The sequence below is a fragment of the uncultured Tateyamaria sp. genome (genome assembly GCF_947503465.1).
Taxonomy (GTDB): Bacteria; Pseudomonadota; Alphaproteobacteria; order Rhodobacterales; family Rhodobacteraceae; genus Tateyamaria.
Genome location: NZ_CANNDN010000007.1, coordinates 36,948 through 60,498 on the forward strand (window position 1 = coordinate 36,948; position 23,551 = coordinate 60,498).

General features: G+C 61.3%; 19 protein-coding genes and 1 tRNA gene. 1 reads left to right on the top strand and 19 read right to left on the bottom strand.

What is annotated here, in order from left to right:
• Positions 1-232: 232 nt before the first annotated feature.
• The 15 genes from rpoC to Q0844_RS20825 all read right to left on the bottom strand — a co-directional run bounded on the left by rpoC (position 233) and on the right by Q0844_RS20825 (position 19,818).
• A complete protein-coding gene (gene rpoC, locus Q0844_RS20755) occupies positions 233-4,477 on the bottom strand; it encodes a DNA-directed RNA polymerase subunit beta' (protein ID WP_299049177.1) in 4,245 nt (1,414 codons plus the stop codon).
• Positions 4,478-4,566: 89 nt separating this feature from the next.
• On the bottom strand, positions 4,567-8,703 hold the full coding sequence (rpoB, locus tag Q0844_RS20760) for a DNA-directed RNA polymerase subunit beta (protein ID WP_299049180.1): 4,137 nt from the start codon (positions 8,701-8,703) through the stop codon (positions 4,567-4,569).
• A gap of 497 nt (positions 8,704-9,200) precedes the next feature.
• Positions 9,201-9,578, bottom strand: coding sequence for a 50S ribosomal protein L7/L12 (rplL, locus tag Q0844_RS20765; protein ID WP_299049183.1), 378 nt, complete (start codon positions 9,576-9,578; stop codon positions 9,201-9,203).
• Between the two features lie 69 nt (positions 9,579-9,647).
• A complete protein-coding gene (gene rplJ / locus Q0844_RS20770) occupies positions 9,648-10,160 on the bottom strand; it encodes a 50S ribosomal protein L10 (RefSeq protein WP_299049186.1) in 513 nt (170 codons plus the stop codon).
• A 301-nt stretch (positions 10,161-10,461) separates the two neighbouring features.
• On the bottom strand, positions 10,462-11,217 hold the full coding sequence (locus Q0844_RS20775; RefSeq protein ID WP_299049188.1) for a hypothetical protein: 756 nt from the start codon (positions 11,215-11,217) through the stop codon (positions 10,462-10,464).
• Positions 11,214-11,684 (bottom strand): hypothetical protein, encoded by a 471-nt coding sequence (locus Q0844_RS20780; RefSeq protein ID WP_299049191.1) that lies wholly within the window; start codon positions 11,682-11,684, stop codon positions 11,214-11,216. The genes Q0844_RS20775 and Q0844_RS20780 overlap by 4 nt, the downstream gene beginning before the upstream one ends.
• A 470-nt stretch (positions 11,685-12,154) precedes the next feature.
• On the bottom strand, positions 12,155-12,460 hold the full coding sequence (locus Q0844_RS20785; protein ID WP_299049194.1) for a hypothetical protein: 306 nt from the start codon (positions 12,458-12,460) through the stop codon (positions 12,155-12,157).
• Positions 12,461-12,745: 285 nt separating this feature from the next.
• Entirely contained in the window at positions 12,746-13,444 is a 699-nt protein-coding gene (rplA, locus tag Q0844_RS20790) for a 50S ribosomal protein L1 (protein ID WP_299049196.1), read from the bottom strand.
• A gap of 1 nt (position 13,445) precedes the next feature.
• Positions 13,446-13,871 (bottom strand): 50S ribosomal protein L11, encoded by a 426-nt coding sequence (gene rplK, locus Q0844_RS20795; RefSeq protein WP_299049199.1) that lies wholly within the window; start codon positions 13,869-13,871, stop codon positions 13,446-13,448.
• 192 nt (positions 13,872-14,063) lie between these two features.
• Positions 14,064-15,248 carry an OmpA family protein gene (locus Q0844_RS20800; RefSeq protein ID WP_299049201.1) on the bottom strand — a complete coding sequence of 395 codons (1,185 nt, stop codon included), beginning with the start codon at positions 15,246-15,248 and terminating at the stop codon, positions 14,064-14,066.
• Between the two features lie 1,101 nt (positions 15,249-16,349).
• The gene (nusG, locus tag Q0844_RS20805) at positions 16,350-16,883 is read right to left on the bottom strand and encodes a transcription termination/antitermination protein NusG (protein ID WP_299049202.1); all 534 of its coding nucleotides are present in this window, start codon (positions 16,881-16,883) and stop codon (positions 16,350-16,352) included.
• Positions 16,884-17,051: 168 nt separating this feature from the next.
• Positions 17,052-17,249 carry a preprotein translocase subunit SecE gene (secE, locus tag Q0844_RS20810; protein ID WP_039689783.1) on the bottom strand — a complete coding sequence of 66 codons (198 nt, stop codon included), beginning with the start codon at positions 17,247-17,249 and terminating at the stop codon, positions 17,052-17,054.
• A 102-nt stretch (positions 17,250-17,351) separates the two neighbouring features.
• Positions 17,352-18,077 carry a hypothetical protein gene (locus Q0844_RS20815; RefSeq protein ID WP_299049207.1) on the bottom strand — a complete coding sequence of 242 codons (726 nt, stop codon included), beginning with the start codon at positions 18,075-18,077 and terminating at the stop codon, positions 17,352-17,354.
• A 308-nt stretch (positions 18,078-18,385) separates the two neighbouring features.
• Positions 18,386-19,087 (bottom strand): SDR family oxidoreductase, encoded by a 702-nt coding sequence (locus Q0844_RS20820; protein WP_299049210.1) that lies wholly within the window; start codon positions 19,085-19,087, stop codon positions 18,386-18,388.
• A gap of 26 nt (positions 19,088-19,113) precedes the next feature.
• Positions 19,114-19,818 carry a type 1 glutamine amidotransferase domain-containing protein gene (locus tag Q0844_RS20825; protein ID WP_299049213.1) on the bottom strand — a complete coding sequence of 235 codons (705 nt, stop codon included), beginning with the start codon at positions 19,816-19,818 and terminating at the stop codon, positions 19,114-19,116.
• A 107-nt stretch (positions 19,819-19,925) separates the two neighbouring features.
• Between Q0844_RS20825 and Q0844_RS20830 the strand changes: the two genes are divergently transcribed.
• Positions 19,926-20,813, top strand: coding sequence for a LysR family transcriptional regulator (locus tag Q0844_RS20830; protein ID WP_299049216.1), 888 nt, complete (start codon positions 19,926-19,928; stop codon positions 20,811-20,813).
• A 4-nt stretch (positions 20,814-20,817) separates the two neighbouring features.
• Here the strand turns inward: Q0844_RS20830 and Q0844_RS20835 are convergent.
• From Q0844_RS20835 to Q0844_RS20930, 4 genes are all read right to left on the bottom strand, one after another.
• Positions 20,818-20,893: transfer RNA gene (locus tag Q0844_RS20835), tRNA-Trp, on the bottom strand.
• Between the two features lie 49 nt (positions 20,894-20,942).
• Positions 20,943-22,181 carry a CoA transferase gene (locus Q0844_RS20840; protein WP_299049218.1) on the bottom strand — a complete coding sequence of 413 codons (1,239 nt, stop codon included), beginning with the start codon at positions 22,179-22,181 and terminating at the stop codon, positions 20,943-20,945.
• Positions 22,178-23,020: a MaoC family dehydratase N-terminal domain-containing protein gene (locus Q0844_RS20845; RefSeq protein WP_299049221.1), complete on the bottom strand. Its 843-nt coding sequence runs from the start codon at positions 23,018-23,020 to the stop codon at positions 22,178-22,180. Before Q0844_RS20845 ends, Q0844_RS20840 begins: the two co-directional genes overlap by 4 nt.
• 462 nt (positions 23,021-23,482) lie before the next feature.
• Positions 23,483-23,551, bottom strand: a 69-nt coding sequence (locus tag Q0844_RS20930; protein ID WP_366523021.1) for a hypothetical protein, incomplete at its 5' end; no start/stop codon positions are given.

A 23,551-nucleotide genomic window follows, 5' to 3' on the forward strand; every position in this document is an offset into this window, starting at 1 on the left:
ACACACAGTCGCGTTGGCAATTCCGGCGACACCTGGATTTGTCTTTATGTGCATATACTTGCAGTGCGACACATTCCCAAAACGTCGCCATACATGATCAGATTACGCGTCATTCCAGGCGGCAATCGCTGACCTGCTGGCTTAGTCAATCAGGCGCAAATGTCTTCCGCATCAAAAAAACCCCCACCCTTTTCGGGCGGGGGTTTCCAGTCTCAATACCTGGGAACAGGGATCAGTCGCGGCTGTCTTCCGAGTGGTCGATGACCGTGTCGAACACGTCGCCACCCACCACGTCGTCGGCGCTCGGCGCCGCCAGGGCAGCGGCGGCTTCGGCCTCTTCCCGGCGGGCTTCGATAACCACGTTGTCGCGGTCGGTCGCGATCTTGCGCACGGCCTGGGTTGCCCCACCCGTCCCCGCAGGGATCAGGCGGCCCACGATCACGTTCTCCTTCAGACCCACCAGCTTGTCCTTCTTGCCCTGCACCGACGCCTCGGTCAGCACGCGGGTCGTTTCCTGGAAGGACGCAGCCGAGATGAACGACCGGGTCTGCAGCGACGCCTTGGTGATGCCCAGCAGGATCGGACCACCCTGCGCCGGACGCCCACCCTTGGACAGCGCCTTCTCGTTGGCCGCGTCGAACTCCTGCTTGTCCACGTGTTCGCCTTTCAGCAGCGTGGTGTCGCCCGAATCCTCGATCTCCCATTTCTGGAGCATCTGACGCACGATGACCTCGATGTGCTTGTCGTTGATCTTCACGCCCTGCAGTCGGTAAACCTCCTGCACCTCGTTGATCATGTAGTCGGCAAGCGCTTCGACGCCCATGATGGCAAGGATGTCATGGGGGGCTGGGTTGCCGTCCATGATATAGTCACCCTTCTGGATAAAGTCGCCTTCGGCCACGGGGATGTGCTTGCCCTTGGGCACCATGTACTCGACCTTTTCCATGGTCTCGTCGCTGGGCTCAATCGCGATGCGGCGCTTGTTCTTATAGTCCTTGCCAAAGCGCACATACCCATCGATTTCGGCGATGATCGCGTGATCCTTGGGACGACGGGCCTCGAACAGTTCGGCCACACGCGGCAGACCACCGGTGATGTCCTTGGTCTTGGCACCCTCGCGCGGAATGCGGGCCACAACGTCACCGGCGGCGACCTCCTGACCGTCTTCCACCGACAGAACGGCATCCACGGACATCGGATAGGTCACCGGGTTGCCCGCATCATTGCGGACCGGCTCGCCATCGGCCCCCACCAGAAGGATCTCCGGCTTCAGCTCGTTGCCCTTGGGGGCCGCGCGCCAGTCGATCACGATCTTCTGGGTCATGCCGGTGGCGTCGTCCGTCTCGTCGCGCACGGCCAGGCCGCTCACAAGATCAACGTATTTCGCCGTACCGGCCTTCTCCGCGATGATCGGCAGGGTATACGGGTCCCACTCGAACAGCTTGTCGCCACGCTTCACATCCTGACCATCGGTCACGAACAATGTCGTGCCGTAGCCCAGCTTGTGGCTCGCGCGCTCGTCGCCATTCTCGTCCATGATCGACATCTTCATGTTCCGGCCCATGACCAGAACCTGACCGGCTGCGTTCTCCAGCGTCTGGGCGTTCTCGAACACGATCTTGCCCTCCTGGCTTGCTTCCAGGAACGACTGTTGACCACCTTGCGCAACACCGCCGATGTGGAAGGTCCGCATCGTCAGCTGCGTGCCCGGCTCACCGATGGACTGGGCGGCAATAATGCCGACAGCCTCGCCCGTGTTCACCATGGTGCCGCGGGCCAGGTCACGGCCATAGCACATGGTACACACACCCTCTTCGCTTTCGCAGGTCAGGGGCGAACGGATGCGCATGGATTGCACACCCATCTCTTCGATCATGTCAGACATGCGCTCGTCGATCAGCGTGCCAGCGGCCAGGATCACTTCGTCGGTGCCAGGCTTCAGCACGTCATCTGCGGCCACACGGCCCAGCACACGCTCGGCCAGCGATGCAACAACCTCACCATCATTCACCGCCGCTTCGGCCGTGATGGCGTTTTCGGTGCCGCAATCCAGATCACGCACGATGCAGTCCTGCGCCACGTCCACCAGACGACGGGTCAGATAGCCCGAGTTCGCCGTCTTCAGAGCGGTGTCCGACAGACCTTTCCGCGCACCGTGGGTCGAGTTGAAGTATTCAAGAACGGTCAGGCCTTCCTTGAAGTTCGAGATGATGGGCGTCTCGATGATGTCGCCATTCGGCTTCGCCATCAGGCCGCGCATGCCCCCCAACTGCTTCATCTGCGTGACCGAACCACGGGCACCGGAGTGGGCCATCATGTAGACCGAGTTCGGCTCCATTTCGGCACCGGCCTCGTCCCGACGATCCGCCGAGATCGAGCCCATCATGGCATCGGTGACCTTGTCGTTACATTTCGACCAGGCATCGACAACCTTGTTGTACTTCTCACCCTGGGTGATCAGGCCGTCCATGTACTGCTGTTCGAAATCCTTCACCTGCTCGCGCGTCTCATCGACGATGGTCCACTTGGTTTCAGGGATCAGCATGTCGTCCTTGCCGAACGAAATGCCCGCCTTGAACGCGTGACGGAAGCCCATGGTCATGATCTGGTCACAGAAGATGACGCTCTCCTTCTGACCGCAATAGCGGTAGACGGTGTCGATGACCTGCTGCACTTCCTTCTTCCGCAGAAGACGGTTCACAAGGTGAAACGGTGCCTTGTTGTTCAGCGGCAGAAGCGCACCCAGCAGCACACGACCGGGCGTCGTGTCGAACCGCTCCATGACCTCAAGCCCTTCGGCGTTGATCTGGGGCAGACGCGCCTTGATCTTCGAGTGCAGGTGCACAACACCCGCATCCAGTGCGTGCTGCACTTCCTCGATCGAGCCAAAGACCATGCCTTCGCCCTTCATGCCCTCGCGTTCCAGCGTGACATAGTACAGGCCCAGGATCATGTCCTGCGACGGCACGATGATCGGCGCGCCGTTGGCGGGCGACAGCACGTTGTTCGTGGACATCATCAGCACACGCGCTTCCAACTGGGCTTCCAGCGAAAGCGGCACGTGCACAGCCATCTGGTCACCGTCAAAGTCGGCGTTGAAGGCCGAACAGACCAGCGGGTGCAGCTGGATCGCTTTGCCTTCGATCAGAACGGGCTCAAACGCCTGAATGCCCAAACGGTGAAGCGTCGGCGCACGGTTCAGCATGACAGGGTGTTCGCGGATCACCTCATCCAGAATGTCCCACACCTCGGGACGTTCCTTTTCCACCAGCTTCTTGGCTTGCTTGACGGTCGAGGACAGACCTTTGGCTTCAAGCCGCGAGTAGATGAACGGCTTGAACAGCTCCAAGGCCATCTTCTTCGGCAGACCACATTGGTGCAGCTTCAGTTCCGGCCCGGTCACAATCACCGAACGGCCCGAGAAGTCGACGCGTTTCCCAAGAAGGTTCTGACGGAAGCGACCCTGCTTGCCTTTCAGCATGTCCGACAGCGATTTCAGCGGGCGCTTGTTGGCCCCCGTGATCACGCGGCCACGACGGCCGTTGTCGAACAAGGCGTCGACCGATTCCTGCAACATCCGCTTTTCGTTCCGCACGATGATGTCAGGCGCGCGCAACTCGATCAGACGCTTCAGACGGTTGTTCCGGTTGATCACCCGGCGGTACAGGTCGTTCAGGTCGGAGGTCGCGAAACGGCCCCCATCCAGCGGCACCAACGGGCGCAGTTCCGGCGGGATCACGGGGATCACAGTCAGAACCATCCATTCCGGGCGGTTGCCGGATTCAAGGAAGGACTCGACCACTTTGAGTCGCTTGATGATCTTCTTGGGCTTCAACTCGCCTGTCGCCTCTTTCAGATCGGCGCGCAGGGTTTCTGCCTCTTGCTCCAGATCAATCTGGGACAGCATCTCGCGGATGGCTTCGGCCCCGATATTGGCGGTAAAGGCGTCCATGCCAAACGCGTCCTGCGCGTCCATGTACTCTTCTTCCGACAGCATCTGGCCATAGGACAGGTCGGTCAGACCCGGCTCGGTCACGACGTAGTTCTCGAAATACAGCACGCGTTCCAGATCACGCAGCGTCATGTCCAGCATCAGACCGATGCGGGACGGCAGCGACTTCAGGAACCAGATGTGGGCCACGGGGGCCGCCAGTTCGATGTGGCCCATCCGCTCGCGGCGGACCTTTTGCAGTGTGACTTCGACACCGCATTTCTCGCAGACAACGCCGCGATACTTCATGCGCTTGTATTTGCCGCACAGGCATTCGTAATCCTTGATCGGGCCAAAGATACGCGCGCAGAACAGGCCATCACGCTCGGGCTTGAACGTCCGGTAGTTGATGGTCTCTGGCTTCTTGATCTCGCCAAACGACCACGAGAGGATACGTTCGGGCGAGGCCAGCGACACCTTGATCTCGTCAAAGACCTTGGGCGGCGTCAGCGGGTTGAACGGGTTGTTTGTCAGTTCCTGGTTCATTCTTTTTCCTCACAAATTAGAGGGTGCGGGGGAGGTGCGGTGCGCGATGAACGCGCACGCTACGTAGGGTGTGCCTTTACGGCGCACCGCTACTCGTCCTCCTCCGCATCCAGGAGTTCCATGTTGAGGCCCAATCCGCGGACCTCCTTGACCAGAACGTTGAACGATTCCGGCACGCCGGCCTCGAAATTGTCCTCGCCCTTGACGATGCTCTCATAGACCTTGGTCCGGCCCGCCACGTCATCCGACTTCACGGTCAGCATCTCCTGCAGGGTGTAGGCGGCGCCGTAGGCTTCCAGGGCCCAGACCTCCATCTCGCCAAAGCGCTGACCACCGAACTGCGCCTTACCACCCAGCGGCTGCTGGGTCACAAGCGAGTACGGACCGGTCGAACGGGCGTGGATCTTGTCGTCCACAAGGTGGTGCAGCTTCAGCAGGTACTTGATGCCCACGGTCACGGGACGGCTGAACTGCTCCCCCGTACGACCGTCAAACAGCACCGACTGACCCGAGGTCGAGAACCCGGCACGCTCCAGCGCGTCGTTCACATCGGCCTCTTTCGCACCGTCAAAGACCGGCGTCGCGATCGGCACACCGCGTGTGACGTTGCCCGCAGCCTCGACAAGCTGATCCTCTTCCATGCCCGCGATGCCCTCGTCATAGACATCCTCGCCATAGGCCAGGCTCATGGCCTCGCGCACCGGGGTCAGGTCACCCGACCGGCGGTACTCCTGCAGCGCCTCATCGACATTCACGCCCAGACCGCGCGCGGCCCAGCCCATGTGTGTCTCAAGGATCTGACCGACGTTCATCCGGCTCGGCACACCCAGCGGGTTCAGACAGAAATCAACCGGGGTCCCGTCGGCAAGGAACGGCATGTCCTCCATCGGCACCACTTTCGAAATCACACCCTTGTTGCCGTGACGTCCGGCCATCTTGTCGCCCGGCTGCAGCTTGCGCTTCACCGCCACGAACACCTTGACCATCTTCATGACACCCGGGGGCAGATCGTCCCCACGGCGCACCTTCTCGACCTTGTCCTCGAACCGGGCATCCAGGGCACGTTTCTGCGCCTCGTATTGCTCGTTCAGGGCCTCGACCACCTGTGCCGATTGCTCGTCTTTCAGCGCAATCTGCCACCAGGCAGAACGCGGGAAGGCGTCCAGCAGATCGGCGTCCACGTTGGACCCTGCCTTGACGCCTTTCGGCCCCTTGGCAATCTCCTTGCCCAACAGCATGTCGCCCAGACGGGCATAGATGTTGCGGTCCAGAATGGTCAGCTCGTCGTCCCGGTCACGGGCCAGACGCTCGACTTCCTCACGCTCGATCTGCAACGCACGTTCGTCTTTCTCCACACCGTGGCGGTTGAACACACGCACTTCCACAACCGTGCCAAAGTCACCCGGCTTCACGCGCAGCGAGGTGTCGCGTACGTCGCTGGCCTTCTCACCAAAGATGGCGCGCAGCAGTTTCTCTTCCGGCGTCATCGGGCTTTCGCCCTTGGGGGTGATCTTGCCCACCAGGATATCGCCCGGCTCAACATCCGCACCGATATACACGATGCCCGCCTCGTCGAGGTTGCGCAGCGCTTCCTCACCGACGTTCGGGATGTCACGGGTGATCTCTTCCGGCCCCAGCTTGGTGTCACGGGCGGCAACTTCAAATTCCTCGATATGGATCGAGGTAAAGACGTCATCGCGCGACACACGCTCGGAAATCAGAATGGAGTCCTCGTAGTTATAGCCGTTCCACGGCATGAACGCGACAACCACGTTCTTGCCCAAGGCCAACTCACCCATGTCGGTGCTTGGCCCGTCGGCAATCACTTCGCCCTTCTGAACCGTGTCACCCACCTTCACCAGCGGACGCTGGTTGATACAGGTGTTCTGGTTCGACCGCTGGAACTTGCGCATGCGGTAGATGTCCACACCCGCGTCGCCCAACTCAAGGTCCTCGGTCGCCCGGATCACGATCCGGGTGGCATCCACCTGGTCGATGATCCCGGCGCGTTTGGCCATGATGGCCGCCCCGGAATCGCGCGCCACAACCTCTTCGATGCCGGTGCCGACCAGCGGCGCCTCGGCTTGCAGAAGCGGCACCGCCTGACGTTGCATGTTCGACCCCATCAGGGCGCGGTTCGCGTCGTCATTCTCAAGAAACGGGATCAACGACGCGGCAACCGACACCAACTGCTTGGGGCTGACGTCGATCAGGTCCACCTGATCCACAGGCGCCAGCGTGTAGTCGCCGGATTGACGGGTGTTGACCATCTCGTTGTTGAACTTGCCATTCACATCCAGCGACGCGTTGGCCTGCGCCACGGTGTGACGCATTTCTTCGGTCGCGGACATGTAATGCACTTCGTCCGTCACCTGGCCTTCCTTGACCACGCGATACGGCGTTTCGATAAAGCCGTACTTGTTCACGCGGGCAAAGGTCGCGAGGCTGTTGATCAGACCAATGTTCGGCCCTTCCGGCGTCTCAATCGGGCACATCCGGCCATAATGGGTCGGGTGCACGTCGCGCACCTCGAAACCGGCACGCTCACGGGTCAGACCGCCTGGCCCAAGCGCCGACAGGCGGCGTTTGTGCGTCACTTCGGACAGCGGGTTGGTCTGGTCCATGAACTGCGACAGCTGCGAGGACCCGAAGAATTCGCGCACAGCGGCAGCGGCAGGTTTCGCGTTGATCAGGTCCTGCGGCATCACCGTGTCGATCTCGACCGACGACATCCGCTCCTTGATCGCACGTTCCATGCGCAGCAGACCGACGCGGTACTGGTTCTCCATCAACTCACCAACGGACCGCACACGACGGTTCCCAAGGTGGTCGATATCGTCGATATCGCCCTTGCCGTCGCGCAGTTCCACCAGCGCCTTGATACAGGCCACGATGTCTTCGCGGCGCAACGTGCGCTGCGTGTCTTCAGCGTCCAGCGCCAGACGCATGTTCATCTTCACACGGCCAACGGCGGACAGGTCGTACCGCTCGCTGTCAAAGAACAGCGTGTCGAACAGGGCGCTTGCCGCATCCACGGTGGGCGGCTCGCCCGGGCGCATGACGCGGTAAATGTCCATGAGCGCGGTTTCGCGGTTCATGTTCTTGTCGTTCGCCATGGTGTTGCGCATGTACGGGCCGACATTGACGTTGTCGATGTCCAGCACGGGGATATCGGTGATACCCGCATCCACCAGGTCCTTGACCGTACCGCCGATCAGCGTGCCGTCCTTGTCATATTCCAGGGTCAGTTCATCACCGGCCTCGACATAGATCGCGCCGTTTTCCTCGTTGATGATGTCCTTGGCGACAAACTTGCCCACGATGTTCTCGTAGGGCACCAGCAGATTGGTGACATTGCCCTCGTCGATCAGCTTCTTGACGGCGCGGGGCGTGACCTTCTTGCCGGCCTCGGCAATCACTTCGCCGGTCTTGGCGTCAACCAGATCATATGTGGGACGTGTGCCGCGCACGCGCTCGGGGAAGAACGGGGTCACCCAGCCTTTGTTCTTCTGCAGCTTGTAGGTGACGGTATCATAATACGCGTCCATGATGTCTTCTTGATCAAGACCAAGCGCATAAAGAAGCGTCGTCACCGGCAGCTTGCGCCGACGGTCGATACGGGCGAACACGATGTCCTTGGCGTCAAACTCAAAATCCAGCCACGAGCCGCGATAGGGAATGATGCGGCAGGCAAACAGCAACTTGCCCGAGGAATGCGTCTTGCCCTTGTCGTGGTCAAAGAACACGCCGGGCGAACGGTGCATCTGGGACACGATCACACGCTCGGTCCCGTTCACGATGAACGTCCCGTTCGGTGTCATCAGGGGCATGTCGCCCATGAACACGTCCTGTTCCTTGATGTCCTTGACGGACTTGGCACCGGTGTCCTCGTCCACATCGAACACGATCAGGCGCAGCGTCACCTTCAGGGGCGCGCTGTAGGTCATGTCGCGTTGCTGACATTCCTCGACGTCGTATTTCGGCTTTTCCAGCTCGTACTTGACGTATTCCAGAACGGAGGTCTCGTTGAAGTCCTTGATGGGAAAGACCGACTGGAACACACCCATGATGCCTTCGCCGTCCATGGGCGTTGGTTCATCACCGGAGTTCAGGAACAGGTCATACGAGGATTTCTGCACCTCGATCAGGTTGGGCATATCCAGCACTTCGCGGATTTTGCCATAATATTTACGTAGACGTTTCTGGCCAAGGAACGTTTGTGCCATAGGGTATCACTACTCCATCTTTGCCGGTTCGCGCGCCGGAGGGCTGCCGAGGCGAACGCTCAAAGACAGGAAAAGGGGTCTATCCTTGCGCACCGGCCCAAGATGCGCGCCCGACCGCTACCTTCCCAAGAAAAGCGCCACATATCTGCGGTGTGCGGCGCTTTGCTACGAAAGGTGGAGGGTATGTCTGGGGGTGTGCCTGCTCCTGCCTTGTAAACGCCGTAAGCTGGGCGCGAATCAATCGTGCCCAGCGGAAGTTTCCACATAGGTGACAGGCCGGACGAGCGCAACCGGAAGGCGCGGCAGAAATCGCAAAAAGTGCAGATTTCTTTAACAGGGCGCTCTGTGGGCAAAAGCGTACGCGGCTTCTGCCTGTTTTGGCAACAAGAAACGGCACAAGCGTGAACGGCCACCCTGGACGCGGGGCACGAAAAAAGCGCCCGGGACGAACCCGAGCGCTTCGAAGTGTAGGGTGTGCGCTTGGCGCGCACCGCCCCTTAGGCCAGTTCGACCTCGGCGCCCGCTGCTTCCAGCTTGCCCTTGATCTCTTCGGCTTCGTCCTTGCCGCAGCCTTCCTTGATCTTGCCGCCGGCTTCGACCAGGTCCTTGGCTTCTTTCAGGCCCAGACCGGTGATGCCGCGCACTTCCTTGATCACGTTGATCTTGGAGGCGCCTGCGTTTTTCAGGACAACGTCGAATTCCGACTTCTCTTCCTCTGCCGCCGCACCTGCGCCGTCAGCCGGGCCCGCCATCATCACAGCGCCGCCAGCGGCGGGCTCGATGCCGTACTCGTCCTTGAGGATGGTTTTCAGTTCTTGTGCTTCCAGCAGGGTCAGACCCACGATGCTTTCAGCCAGTGCTTTCAGATCAGCCATTGTATCAGCTCTTTCCGTTTCATGTGTGTTCCAACGTGCGGGCAAACCACACGCCGTTCAGACGATGCCTTAGGCCGCCTTCTCCTCGATGGTCGAGAGGATGGAGGCGATGTTGCTTGCAGGTGCGCCAATGGCCCCGGCGATGTTCGATGCAGGTGCGCCGATGCAGCCCACGATGGAAGCAATAAGCTCCTCGCGCGAAGGCATCTTCGACACAGCCGTCACTCCGGCCCGGTCCAACGCGTTCTCACCCATTGCCCCGCCCAGGATCACGAACTTGTCGTTACCCTTGGCAAAGTCCTCGGACACCTTGGCGGCTGCCACGGGGTCTTCGGAATAGGTCAGAACGGTCATGCCCGTCAGGTAGTCACCGATGCTTGCGCAGGGTTTGTCCTGAAGGGCGATCTTGGCGAGCCTGTTTTTGGCAACACGAACCGCAGAACCCGCTTCACGTGCTTTCGCACGCAGGTCCTGCATTTCGGCAACTGTCAGACCGGCGTAGTGGGCAACCACAACGACGCCAGAGCTTTCAAAGATCTGGCCGAGTTCCTCGACCACTTTCTCTTTCTGGGCTCTATCCACAGTTTTCTCCAGTTAATGGGACGCGAACGCCCCGGCTCAGTTTGCACCGGATCACTCCGGCGGTTTGGTCCTCGAAAAAACGGGTCCAAGACCGCCAGAGGCTCTAACGGAGCATCTGGAGAAGTAGGTCTGTTCCCGCCTCGGGCAGGATTTATGAGCCATGGCTCACCCACCGTCTCGGACGAAAGCGAGGGCGTTCGAATCAATCGGACACCCTCGGAGGCGGTGGTTAGAGGGTTTGGGGGGCGTTGTGAAGGGGGTTTGGGAGCGGGTTGCAATTTCCAGATTATGGTGATCAGAGTTAGTTGGTTGCCAGTTCTCTAATCAACCCAGAAGCTTCTTTAGCGCCAGGCGGTAGTAACTCGACCGTGTCAACAGATTCATCAAGTTCCAGTAGACGGTCCTTATGCATATCCCGCAGCATTTTCATGAAATAAGTGCGGTTCTTGATTTCCAGCCAATCAATCAACTCAGCTAAACTGGCACCATTCGATGAAGCTAGCAGAACCAGTATTTGTTGCTTTTGTTTCATCTCCGGTCGTAGGATGCGGCGAGTATTACCTTTTACCCACACTAGAGGCACACGCTGCTCGGACAGCTTGTCAACTATAGTCTGTGCCTGCTGAATTGGGAGTGAATGATAAACTCTGACCAATTCGCACATAATCCAATTAGCGCTTGATAAAACGAATGTTGCGTCCATTTGGTTGGGGTCAACGTCGCCCCCAACATGCCCAACACCGCGATTGTTTCTTACTTCATATAGGGAAGGCAACAGTCTTGGGATTAGTATTTGGAAACTTCTTGGAACATGGCCATTCTGCTCCAGCTGACGGCACGCATTGACAAAGTTTGCAGGTTTGGAGGGTGTCGACGCATATGCGCCTGCGGCGTGACCCGAAAGAATGGTGTAGACAATCTCACAAAAGCGGCCGCCGCTCAGCTCAGCAGGCGACCATCGATGCTCTGCGTAGTTAGCAACAATACTGTCATACTCTGCGAGCAACGGCTGGCGTAAACCAACCGGAACAACAGCAAGAGCTTGTAGGTTGTTCACAAGCTATCACCGAGCTCCTCCCAACCCTCGGGGGTCAAGAAAAACTCCTTACCGGACTTTTCACAGAAACCTTTGCTGACGTTTTGGTTCAAGGACTCAGATGGATTGCCCAACTTGGTTTGATGGTTTTCCCTAAGAGCTTTGGTCACGTCAGACGTCGATACCAACGTTTTTCCCTTTTTCATCAACCAACCAGCTGTAGCGAGAAATTTTTTCGTCTGTACGGACGCCGCATTCTTAGACTTAAGGTAATTTGCCAGCGAACCGACAGCCTGTTTTCCTGCTTGATTTCCGACCTGCTGCACTGCGCTCGAAGTTTCCTCAGCAACTTCATCCGCGAAAGCTGGCTGCTTCTCTAGCGTATTGAGGATTTTTTCAAGCTGATCAGATAACCAGTCTTGCGTTCCTTCACCCGCGAATTTCATGCGCCCGATGCTAACCTCAATTTTACCTCTTAAGTCTTCCAACACCCACCTCCTACCCTTTTGTTGATTTGGATATCTACATGCTTTGGGATCGCAATCCTCAATAGAAACGTTGTGATTTGCAAGCCAAATTTTGCGCGGAACTCAACAGAACTGATAACAGATCGAAATCAACTGTACCTCATCTCAGATGAGCAACTGCAAGGCAAAACGTCATCGCAAATGTCAAGTCACACAATTTGGCAGCGTCCGGAATCAAGCCGCAGGCGCCGGACATCGCCAGACCGGCCCCACGGGCTGGCGATACATCTCCACCTGCACCCCGCGCAGCCGTCCGATGACCCCACGACCATAAAGCGCGCCGCACCACCCCCAAGATCGCCATCCCCCGGTCCGGCGATGACCGTCTCACCGCGCGCCTGCTGTAGGGTGGGCAATCTGCCCACCATGCCACACGCCGTAGGCCGGGCTTCAGCCTGGCATCCGACGACCAAACACAGCCCCCACCGGCGTCATTTCATCCGCGCCGCCCATTCCCCGAACTCTTCAAAAATCTGCCGCACGCCCTCACCCGGCAGGCCCCACTCCGCCTCGGATTTCCGACACCAGAGCGCACCCAGCACATGATCCGGCTCCGCCAACATCCGGGTGAAGTAGGCCGCCAGGTCCCGCACCGCCGCGTCGCCGTATCTCTGCCGAAAATCCGCATACATCTCGTACCGAACTTGCGGCGTGCCCTCCGCCCACCCCGGATGCACAAGGCCCAGGTCTTGGTGAAATTCCTTCGTGAAGTCGAGGAACGATTGCGGCGGTTTCACTGGCGTCTCACTCTCAAACACAGAAGATCGGCACGGTTTTCCAAAAACCGCCCGCCTTCGGGCGTCATGCTACAAATCAACCCGTTAAAATCCCCGAAACCCATCGTGCGGTGGCCTAACCCCCTGCGCCTCCTCACGGATTCGAAATACCTTAAAATACCGTCACACATCCGAACACGCTGTCCCCGCGGGGACAAACCCCTCATGTCCCCGCGAACACACGTAAAAAATGGCGCGCACCCCATCGGGCACGCGCCATCCAAACTCTTTCAAAACCGTCTCCGATCACTCGGTAACGGCGTTCTCCACGTCCACGCTCACGCCCGGCCCCATGGTCGAGCTGAGCGAGACTTTCTTCATATACGTGCCCTTCGCGCCCGCAGGCTTGGCCTTTGCCACGGCACCCACGAAGGCGCGGATGTTTTCCACCAGCTTGGCCTCGTCGAACGATGCCTTGCCCACGCCCGCGTGGACCACTCCGGCCTTCTCGGCCTTGAACTGGACTTCGCCACCCTTGGCCGCTTTGACGGCGTCGGCGACGTCCATGGTCACGGTGCCGACCTTGGGGTTCGGCATCAGGTTGCGGGGGCCCAGCACCTTGCCCAGACGGCCCACGATGGGCATCATGTCGGGCGTGGCGATGCAGCGGTCGAACTCGATCGTGCCGCCCTGGACGGTTTCCATCAGGTCCTCTGCACCCACGATGTCGGCCCCTGCGGCCTGCGCTTCCTCGGCCTTGGGACCGCGGGCGAAGACGGCGACGCGGACGTCCTTGCCGGTGCCGTTGGGCAGGCCCACGACGCCGCGCACCATCTGGTCCGCGTGGCGGGGATCGACGCCCAGGTTCAGGGAAATCTCGACCGTCTCATCGAACTTGGCGTTGGCGTTTGCCTTGATCAGGCTGACCGCGTCTTCGACCGTCAGGTTCTCTTTGCCAGCGAAGGCTTCGCGGGCCGCTTTTGTGCGTTTTCCAAGCTTTGCCATCTTACTTCACCTCGATGCCCATGGACGTCGCGGAGCCGACGATGATTTTCATCGCGCCCTCGATGTCGTTTGCGTTGAGGTCCTTCATCTTGGCCTCTGCGATCTCGCGCACCTGTGCAACGGTCACGCTGCCCACGGTTTCGCGGCTCGGGTTGTTGGCCCCGGATTTCACCTTGGCCGCCTTTTTCAGATAGTAGGACGCCGGCGGCGTCTTGATATCCATGGCAAAGGATTTGTCCTGGTAGTAGGTGATCACGGTCGGGCACGGCGCACCGGGCTCCAGATCTGCGGTCTTGGCGTTGAACGCCTTGCAGAATTCCATGATGTTGATGCCGCGCTGACCCAGCGCCGGACCGACCGGCGGGGAGGGGTTCGCTTGACCGGCGGGCACCTGCAATTTCATGGTGCCTGCGAGTTTCTTGGCCATGTGCCAATCTCCTTCTCAAACAGCCTTGGGACGCGTCCCCTGGCCTATGTTGATGTGGTCTGGTCCGGGCCTCGCGAGACCCTCGCCTCCCACATGGGATGCTGCATACCGCAACAGGAGCGCCGATTACAGCGCTCCTGCCAATAACACAAGGGTCTTTCGCCTGCGTGTCCCTGCGGGGACGCGGTGGCGTCAGCCGTCTTCGAGGATCACGTCGAACCGCACGCGGCTGCCGGGCAGACCGGCGGCGTTCAGGGGCCGCGAGGGGGCAGCGATGATGATCTCTTCGGAGGCAACACCGCGCCCGACAAGCATCGCCATCAGCGCCTTGGCGCGCAGCAGACCTGTCGCCACGCCTTCGCCGGCTTGCACATCACTGGTATGATGCCCGATCACGCGCAGACGGGCGTGCGGGCATTCCATCGCCATGCGGGCCAGTGTCATGGCCTGATCGACGTCGCTTGCCCCCAGGGACACGGACCGCGGAGCGTAGAAAAGTATAGTGTTATCAACAGCTTGCTGCAATGCAGTCACACAGGTCGCGTTGGCCCAGGGGTTCTGCTTGATCACGGGCGCGCGGGCCGCCACGCGGGTCACGCCGTCATCGACGATCGAAAATTCGACCCGCCGATCGTAGAACGAGCTGGGCTCGGGACCCACGACGCCAGAGGGCTGACGATCACCAAACCCCTCGGCAAAGAACATGCTGACGTCGATGCCGGATGCGCCGATGCGCTTGATCACCTGCTGGGCCCGCGCTTCGCTGAGGCGCAGGTTGGCCGCCGGATCGCCGGAGGGGTCGGAGTGACCTTCGACACGGATCTGCACGCCGGGGCAGTTCTGTGCGATCAGACCCAGCAGGCGGCCCTGTTCGATGCCACCGGACCCGGCTGTCAGACCCCCGCTTGGAAAATAGACACGCGCCTGATCGGCCATGGTGCGCAGATCATCGATGCACTGCTGCTGTGCACCCGCCCCTGCGCCAAAGCCGTTGCTGTTGAAGACGGGCGCCACGGGCGTGGTCGCCAAGGACGCGGTGCGCGCTGGCGCGGGGTCGGCCACGGGCGCGGGTTGCGGCGTGGGCAGCGCGGCCAGGGGCTGTGCCTGCGGCGTGGCCGCGGCCACGGATGTCAGCGCGGTTTCAGGCGCGACCTGACGGGCGACGACTTCTTCATCCCCGGATGTGACCGCGGGCGATGCGGCGGGTGCGGGCGCAGGTGTCGGCAGGACCGCAGGTGCGGGACCGGCGGCAGCCACGACCTGTTTCTCGGCCGCGTCATCGCTGCCTCCCAATTCCAGAAACCCCGATGCGGCGAATACAATCGCCGCGGACGGAACCAGCCACGGAAGGCTGTCCCTCACATACTTCAATGCCATAGAATATCCCCCAGATACGCTGTTCGGCCTATGCTGGCACATCTACATCGTGTGCCTGTGTCAACCAGTAGGCGGCAATCCGCCGTGTTCGTCAACAGGTCTTGTGGATGTTTCTGTGGATAAGTCTGCGATGTTGGATGGTCGACACAGTGCGCGGCGCATTTGCCGTGAAAGGCGGCTTCGAGCCCAAATTGAAAGATGCTGCGGTCTGCGCGGATGGCGGCTTTGGGTGAGCGCCATCGCGAGGCTATGCTCTGGAGTCGTGTCCGTCATCGCACCAAGATGCGTAACGGACCCACTACTTGGAAACCGGCTGCGCACGCGCAAGTAAGATCGTCTCCCTGTTCATAACCCGCAACTGGAAGTCCTCCGCCAACTGAGGAGACAGCGGCTAAAGCCTCCGAATAGATTGATCTGTCGCTTGCTTGCGTAGAGAAGACATTAGACATGCCAATCACGTCAGTGGACAGGTTGGCAAGGCAGCCAGCTTCGATGTTCGTTCCCGAGATTCGAGCGAGAAAAAACAAGTTGGAATCGTTCAGGCACTGAGACGGGAAGACTACGTGGTCCGACTCATTGTTCCCATTCCACGCCTTATGCCATCGTAAAAGGCCACTCGGACTGTCGATCCGAACCCATTGAGTTGGCAGTTCTCGGGATTGAGCGTCTGACCAAATCCATGATGCTTCGAATGCGACGCGAAGCCCCAAAGCGGATTCATCCAAACTTGAAAAGCTGTCCTTGATACCACTAAGCCCGCTAATCCGAGCAATTAGCTCGCTAGCAACCATTGGCTTAAGCGTGACCAATTTCGGGTAGTAGGGTGGAGGTGTGTCGACACAATAATACGCGAGATCATCGCGTTCCGTACGCAATCCGTTCGCAGCCATGATAGCAGCGCAAAGATCAGCATTGTTGCCCGCGGCAAGTCGGGCTTTTTCTCGTGTACTCGGCATACCATCGCTCTAATTGAAACCGCTTCAGCTTGCCACTCGGACATTGGCTCAGCCGCCGCGAAAGCGTGCTCCGTCCCGCACACCCGCCTCTCCAAACAAAAAGGCGCACCTGAGTGCGCCTTTGGAGGTCTCATGTCCGTGCGGCTCAGTTCTGTTTGTTGACCTGGGTGTATTCCAGTTCCACAGGTGTTTCGCGGCCGAAGATGGACACGGTGACCTTGAGGCGCTGGTTGTCTTCGTCGACCTCTTCGACCATGCCGTCGAAATCCTCGAACGGGCCGTCGTTGACCTTGACCTTTTCGCCGACTTCGAAGCTGATCATCAGCTTGGGCGCGTCCTCGCCTTCCTGAACGCGGTTCAGGATCTGGTTCACTTCGGCGTCGCGCATCGGCATGGGGCGGCCCTGGGGACCAAGAAACCCGGTGACGCGGTTGATCGAGTTGATCAGGTGATAGCCGCGGTCCGACATCTCCATGTGCACCAGCACATAGCCCGGCATGAAGCGCCGTTCCGTCGGCACCTTCTTGCCGCGACGCACTTCGATCACCTCTTCGGTCGGGACCAGCACCTCGTCAATTTCGTCCGAAAGCTCCTGCTCTTCGGCCGCGGTGCGGATCTGTTCCGCGATTTTCTTTTCGAAGTTCGAAAGAACACTGACGGAATACCACCGTTTTGCCATGTCTGTTCTGGCCCCTCGCCTGGTCGGTTTCGACTGTTGCGACGTGTTTACCGCCGCCCTGAATAAAAATCGGCGCGGGGCTCGAATCGCCGCGCGCCTGTTTCAGATCAGTTTCGGGGGATACTCCGGGTCTGTGCAAAGTGCAAGAGGTGACCCCCCTGCCGTGCGTCACCCGAAGGTTGTCAGCACCGTTTCAAGACCCCAGCGGATAATGATGTCCACGAGCGCAAAGAACACCGCCGTCAGCGCCGACAGGATAAAGACCATGACAGTTGTCAGAAACACCTCGCGCCGGGTCGGCCACACCACCTTGGAAACTTCCGAGCGAACCTGCTGGATGAACTGAAGTGGGTTGGTGGTGGCCATGGGTCATGTCCCTTGCTGCGGATGGATGGGATGTAACGGCAGGTCGGGACGAATTCAAGGCGGGATTGCGCCCGCCCTGATCAGATGTGATGCGGTTTCGGCTTAGCCTTCCTGGGCCATCCGGTTCAGCCGGTCACTGACCACTTGCTGGTGATCGATCTCGGCCTGCTGCATGGCCTGAAAGTCGGGCATGTAGAGGCTGTCGACCATGCCGTCGGGAAAGATGTCGAGGATGCCGTCCCAGCGGCAGGCGAAACTGTCGAGTTTCCCGCGCAGTTCGCAGGCGCGCGCGCTGTCGCGTGCCTCGACCCGGTCAAGCCAGGCGAGAACGCCGTGCCAGATACGGTCGGAGCCCAGCACCATGAACGCGCCAAGGACCATCGCCAGCATCAGGACCGTGCCAATCACGATCCAATGGGGCCGCACGACGCACAGCAGCGCAACGCTGGCCAGGGCGAGGTGGCGTGTCGTGGGCTGGAAGCCGCGCAGCGCGCCGACGGGGCGCGCCAGTGACATGCCCAGCCGGGACAGAAGGCCCGGGCGGCGGTTTGCTGTCTGCTTTGCCGTTTCGAGGTTGGGCAGGTCGGAGGCACGACGGCGCGGCGCGTCATCGACCGTGCGGTCCACAAAGGCGCGGGTCGCCTCTGGCGCCGCTGCGGCCGGGGCGGTGTCACGGGCAGGGTCCGGTGCTGGCGCGCGCGCGGGGGCGGCGCGCGGCGTCACCTGCTGCGGTGGCGCCGTGTTTTCGGTCAGCACCGACCGGATGGTCGACATCGTTTCTTCGTCGCTTGCGGTGCAAGATTCACCTGGGATCAACGTGTAGGTCATGTGGCAGCTTCCTTGTCCCGAGACATTCGGGAAATCCATTTACCGGCCCGGGCAGATCGGGCGATTGTCACTGAACCGCGTTCTGCGGATGAGGCAGAGCTAAGGCCGGAATGTGCGCCATCGGTGTCCGGGATGTGGCGAAATCATGGCACTGTCGCCGGGGCGGCAACAGCCAGCGGATCGTGATCGAACTGTTCGCGGATTTGCGCCCCCGGCACGGGAAGTTTCACGTCCGGACCAAAATTTCGACGCAATTGCGTGAATCAGAAGGCCCCGGGGCGACGGGATGCCTGCCCCGGGGCCAAATGTCAGTGATGCTGATCCGAAAACGGCTTTTTCGGGCGCGGATAGATCGGCAAATGCGGCAGCCAGACATGGTCCGGCTGTGTGATGGCATACATGAACGCCTTGGCGATATCATCGGGGCGCAGTGCGTCCGGTTTCGGACTGTCGAAGAAGGGGGTGTCCGTCATGCCCGGGTGGATACAGGTGACGCGCCCGCCTGCATCGCCCAGCTCTGCGCCCAGATTGTCGGCATAGCCCTTGATGAACCATTTGGTCGCCGAATAGACCGACCCCCATACCGTGCCCTGCGCCGCAAGGGACCCCATCAGCACCATGTGCCCCCTGGAGGCGCGCAGATGTGGGAGCGTGTACTTGGCCGTCAGTGTCACGCCAAGGCAGTTGACGTTGATCATCTGCTGGAAGCTGGCGGGATCGCCCGCCTCGGTCCCGCGGGCGGAGGCCCCGAGACCTGCATTGGCCAGGACAACATCGATCCGGCCAAACCGTGCGACCGTGTCGGCCACCATCTGTTCCTGCTGTGCGGCATCCGTCACGTCGCAGGTCAGCGCGATGGCATGTTCCGAGCCGAATTCGGTCACCAATGCGGCAAGCTTGTCCGCGCTGCGCGCCGCAAGCGCCACCTTGTGGCCTGCCTGCGCCGCGTGACGGGCACAGGTTTCGCCAATGCCCGACGACGCGCCGGTGATCAGTATGACTTTGGTCATAGTGCTGTCCTTTCGTGGAACATGGGTCACGCAGCGGCGCGGATATCGGCGACGGCCTGCAACACCAGATCCGCCGTTTTCTGCGCCGAGGCCGGGTTCTGTCCGGTGACCAGCGTGCCATCCCGCACTGCGAACGCCTCGAAATCGGGGGCCGCTTCGTGCGTGGCGCCCAGGTCTTTCAGCTTGGTTTCCAGCAGGAAGGGAACGGCATCTTGCAGGCCGACCGCGTGTTCCTCGCTGTCCGTGAAGGCCGCGACACGGCGCCCCTTGACCAGCGGCGTCCCATCCGCGGCCTTGGCCTGCACAAGCCCCGCCGGGCCATGGCAGACGGCCGCAACGACCTTGCCCGCGCGGTCAAACGCCTCGACCAGTGCGGCAAGGTCCAGATCATCCGGGTAGTCGAACATTGTCCCATGTCCGCCCGGCAGAAAGATCGCGTCGAATTGCCCGGGATCGATATCGGTGAAGCGGGGCGTCTGTGCCACCTTGGCCGTGAGATCGGCATCGTTCAGGTACCGTTCAACCGAGGCGTCGTTTTCACCTGCGGGTGCCACGCTGCGCTGGTCAACCGGGATGGCCCCGCCCGTGATCGAGGCCAACGTGACATCTGCCCCCGCATCCGAAAAGGCGTAATAGGGCGTTGTGAGTTCTTCCAGCCAGACGCCGGTTGCGTCCCCGTTGTCCATTTGGGCGGCGGATGTCGCGATCATCAGAATGTTTGCGGTGGTCATTGTCTGTCTCCTTTGGTGTGCGTGTTGACCCTTGAGATAGACGGGGCATTCCATAATGAAACCAAAGCGAAATTGCGCAGGGGTATAAATTTCCTTATGCTTGTGCCATGAGCCTGCACACCTTGCGTTCCTTTGTCGAAGTGTACCGGTCCGGGTCGATCAGCGATGCGGCGCGGGCCCTTGGCCTGACGCAGCCCGCCGTGTCGCAGCACATCGCCGCGCTGGAAACCCAGCTGGGCCGGCCCTTGTTCGCGCGGCGCGCGCGGGGCATGGCCCCGTCGCCGCTGGCCGATGATCTGGCACAGCAGATCGGCGACGGGTTGGACCGGGCCGAAGCAGCACTGGCCACGATGAAGGCGCGGTCCGTCAGCCTGTCCGGTGCGGTGCACATTGCCGGGCCAGCCGAGTTGATGGCCGAACATGTGTCCCGTCACCTGCCCGTGCTGCTGGATGCGGGCGTTCAGGTGCGCCTGCAGTTTGGCGGGCGTGCGGCCCTGTACCAGATGCTGCTGAGCGGTCAGGCGGACCTGGCGTTTACCGCATCCAAACCCACAGACCCGCAGCTGGCCGGGACCGAGGTCGGGACGGAGCGGTTGCTGGCCGTGGCGGCGCCGCGCCTTGCGGACCGCCTGGCCCGCGCCCCGGATTTGCAGGAGGCGCTGCGCGCGGCACCGCATATCGCCTATGACACCGACCGCCCGCTGGTTCGCGGCTGGTGTGCGGCCAACCAGATTGATCTGGGTGCTGCCCTGCCCGTGCTGACCGCACCCGACATCCGCGCGGTGCGCGCCTGTGCCGAGGCGGGCGCGGGGTGGTCCGTGATCCCAGATTACCTGTGTGCCCCAAGCCTGAGCGCCGGAACACTGCGCGCGCTGCGGGCCCCGGTGTCCACGCCGCAAAACACGCTGTACCTGGTTTGGGTCAAAAGTGCGCTGCGCCACCCAAGGGTTGCCTTTGCCCGTCAGACATTGCTGGAGGCGTTGCAGGGGACCTAGGCGCTGGCAGGGGCAGCAGGGTTCGAACCCGCGACCTACGGTTTTGGAGACCGTCGCTCTACCAGCTGAGCTATACCCCTTCGCGCCCGCCTGAATTACGCGGCGGTCCGGCGCTTTGCAAGGGTGAAATCACGCGGCCGACCGGGAGGGGCGGTAGCTGTCGGATGCGACGATGCCCGCATCGAAGAGATGCGCGATTTCTGTCCCCGACAGGCGGGCCACATCGCCCAGCAGTTCCTCGGTATGGGCCCCGAGCGCGGGTGCCGCCACGGCCGGGTGCGGGTCTGCATCGCCAAAGCGGGCCGGATGGCGCGGCACGGGAAAACGCCCGAGACCCGGTTGGGACAGCATGTCGAACATCGGATTGTCCGGCCCGAGGTCGGGATCATGGGCCAGCGCCTCGCGCACCGTTCTGAATTCCGACCATGTCAGCCCGGCACGGTCAAAATCGGCGCGGAACGCGGAGACGGGCCGGGCTGCGAACCAGGGCCGCAGGATATCTGTAATGTCCTCGCGGCGGTGCCAGCGTTCGCCCTCGTCCATCAGGGAGATGCCATGGCGCCGCTCCAACGCGGCCATCGCGTCCATTGTGCCGGTGGCCTTGACCAGGCCCGTCCATTGCCGACGGGTCAATCCGACCACCATGACACGGCGCCCGTCGGCGCACAGGAAATCCTGCCCATAGGCGCCGTAGAGGGCGTTGCCCGCCTTGGGCCGATCGCAGGGGTTCAGGGCGGCGTCCCCGATCATGCCCAGATGACCCATGGCCGCGGCTGCCACATCCTTGAGCGCCAGGCGCACCGCCTGTCCGCCGCGTCCCCGCAACCGGTGCCGTTCCGCCGCAAGAAGCGACGACACGCACAGGTGACCCGAGATCAGATCCCATGCCGGCAGGGCATGGGCCACCGGATCAGGCGCACCGGCGGGACCTGTCATATGCGGCACGCCCAGGGCGGGGTTCACTGTGTAGTCGACCTGGGGCCGCCCCTGCCGGTCGCCCGTCAGGGTCACGGTGATCATGTCCTCGCGCAGCGTGCACAGCGTGGCGTGGTCCAGCCACCCGTCCACCGGCAGATTGCTGAGAAACAGCCCCGCGTCGTCGCCCGGTGCGGTGACCAGTTGCTGCACCACGGCCCGGCCTTCGGGGTGGCGCGTATCGACGGCGATGGATTTCTTGCCCTTGTTGAGCCCGGCCCAGAACAGGCTGCGCCCCGACGGCGCCAGCGGCCAGCGGCCAGCGTCCAGCCCCCCGCCCAGCCGATCGACACGGATCACGTCCGCACCCATCTGGGCCAGTGTCATGCCAGCGAGCGGCACCGCAACGAACGCCGCGTGTTCGACCACCCGCATTCCGGCCAGGCCGGTCATTGCGTGGCCTCGAAAACGGCGGTGGCCTGCATGCCCTGGTGCCCGTTCTGGCCGGTGAACAGCACAACCGTCCCGTCCTCTTCCGTGGCGCAGATGTCCAGCGGGGTGCCTGCAAAGACCGGGTGCACGGCGCGAAAGTCGAAATAGACCGGTTGGCTGCCGGCCTGTTCGGTGGCGTGACGCATCAGAAGGGCCGCTTGCAGCGGGCCGTGCACGACAAGGCCCGGATATTTTTCGACCGATTGCGCGTAATCCAGGTCGTAATGGATGCGGTGCGCGTTGAAGGTGACGGCAGAATACCGGAACAAGAGCGTGGGCGTCATCTCCATGCTTTCCGCCGTGTCCGCAGGCATGGCACGCGGGTGCGGCGGCACGAAACGCTCTGGCATGGGCAGGTACACGATGTCCTGCCGTTCTTCGATGGCGAGACCCTGCGGCCCGAAAATCATGTGATCCAGCGTCACCAGCGCCATGGGCCGCCCGGTGCGCGTGGTCTTGGTCTCGACCGACCGGACCGATGTGTGGCGGTGCAGTGTGTCACCGACACGGACGGGCGCATGAAAGCCAAGCGCGCCACCTGCCCACATCCGGCGGGGCAGACCCATGGGCGGCAACAGGGTGCCCGGTGCGGGATGACCGTCTGCACCCAGCAGGTCGGTGTGGGCCGTGGGCGCAAAGGCGCTCCAGTGCCAGAGCGGCGGAAGGAGGTCGCCGGCCCGGGGGGCAGGATCACCTGACCGCCCAATCGTGGCATGCACTTTGATCGCGGTGGCGGCACCGACGCCGCCCACGTCAGACACGGTTTTTCCGACCCACGCGTCAAGGTTCACCTGGTCCATGATATCCTCCCTTTCTGCATGCAAGGGTGACAAGACCGCGCAAAAAATCAATATATTTTAATGGGTTAGATGAATACCGTCGTATACTGAACCGGATATTCTGCGCGTGCAGCGTACCCTCGGACGTTGAAAAACAATGGCTTTCCGGCCGAGTGTGCACATGCGGCGAAATTAGGCACGTGAGCAAAAAAATGTCGTTTCAAAGCCGTTTTGCGCAGCATTCTGTGGCCGGTCTCTGGGCAGGTGCATCGAACAGGCTGCCCGAATGATTCTGTGCGTGAGGACCATGGGACCAAAAAAAGGAGCAGCGGTGTCGCTGCTCCTTGTGAATTGCGGATCGAGACCCACCTTAAATTTGGTACTTAGCTTGCCAGCGTCATGTTGCGGCCCTGCTCTGGTGACCCTTGCTGTGCAAAGGCACTGTCCCAGGCGCCGCCCACGGCGCACGGCAAGCGCAACCGCTCAGTCGGTGATCTTGGACACGACGCCGGCGCCGACGGTGCGGCCGCCTTCGCGGATCGCGAACCGCAG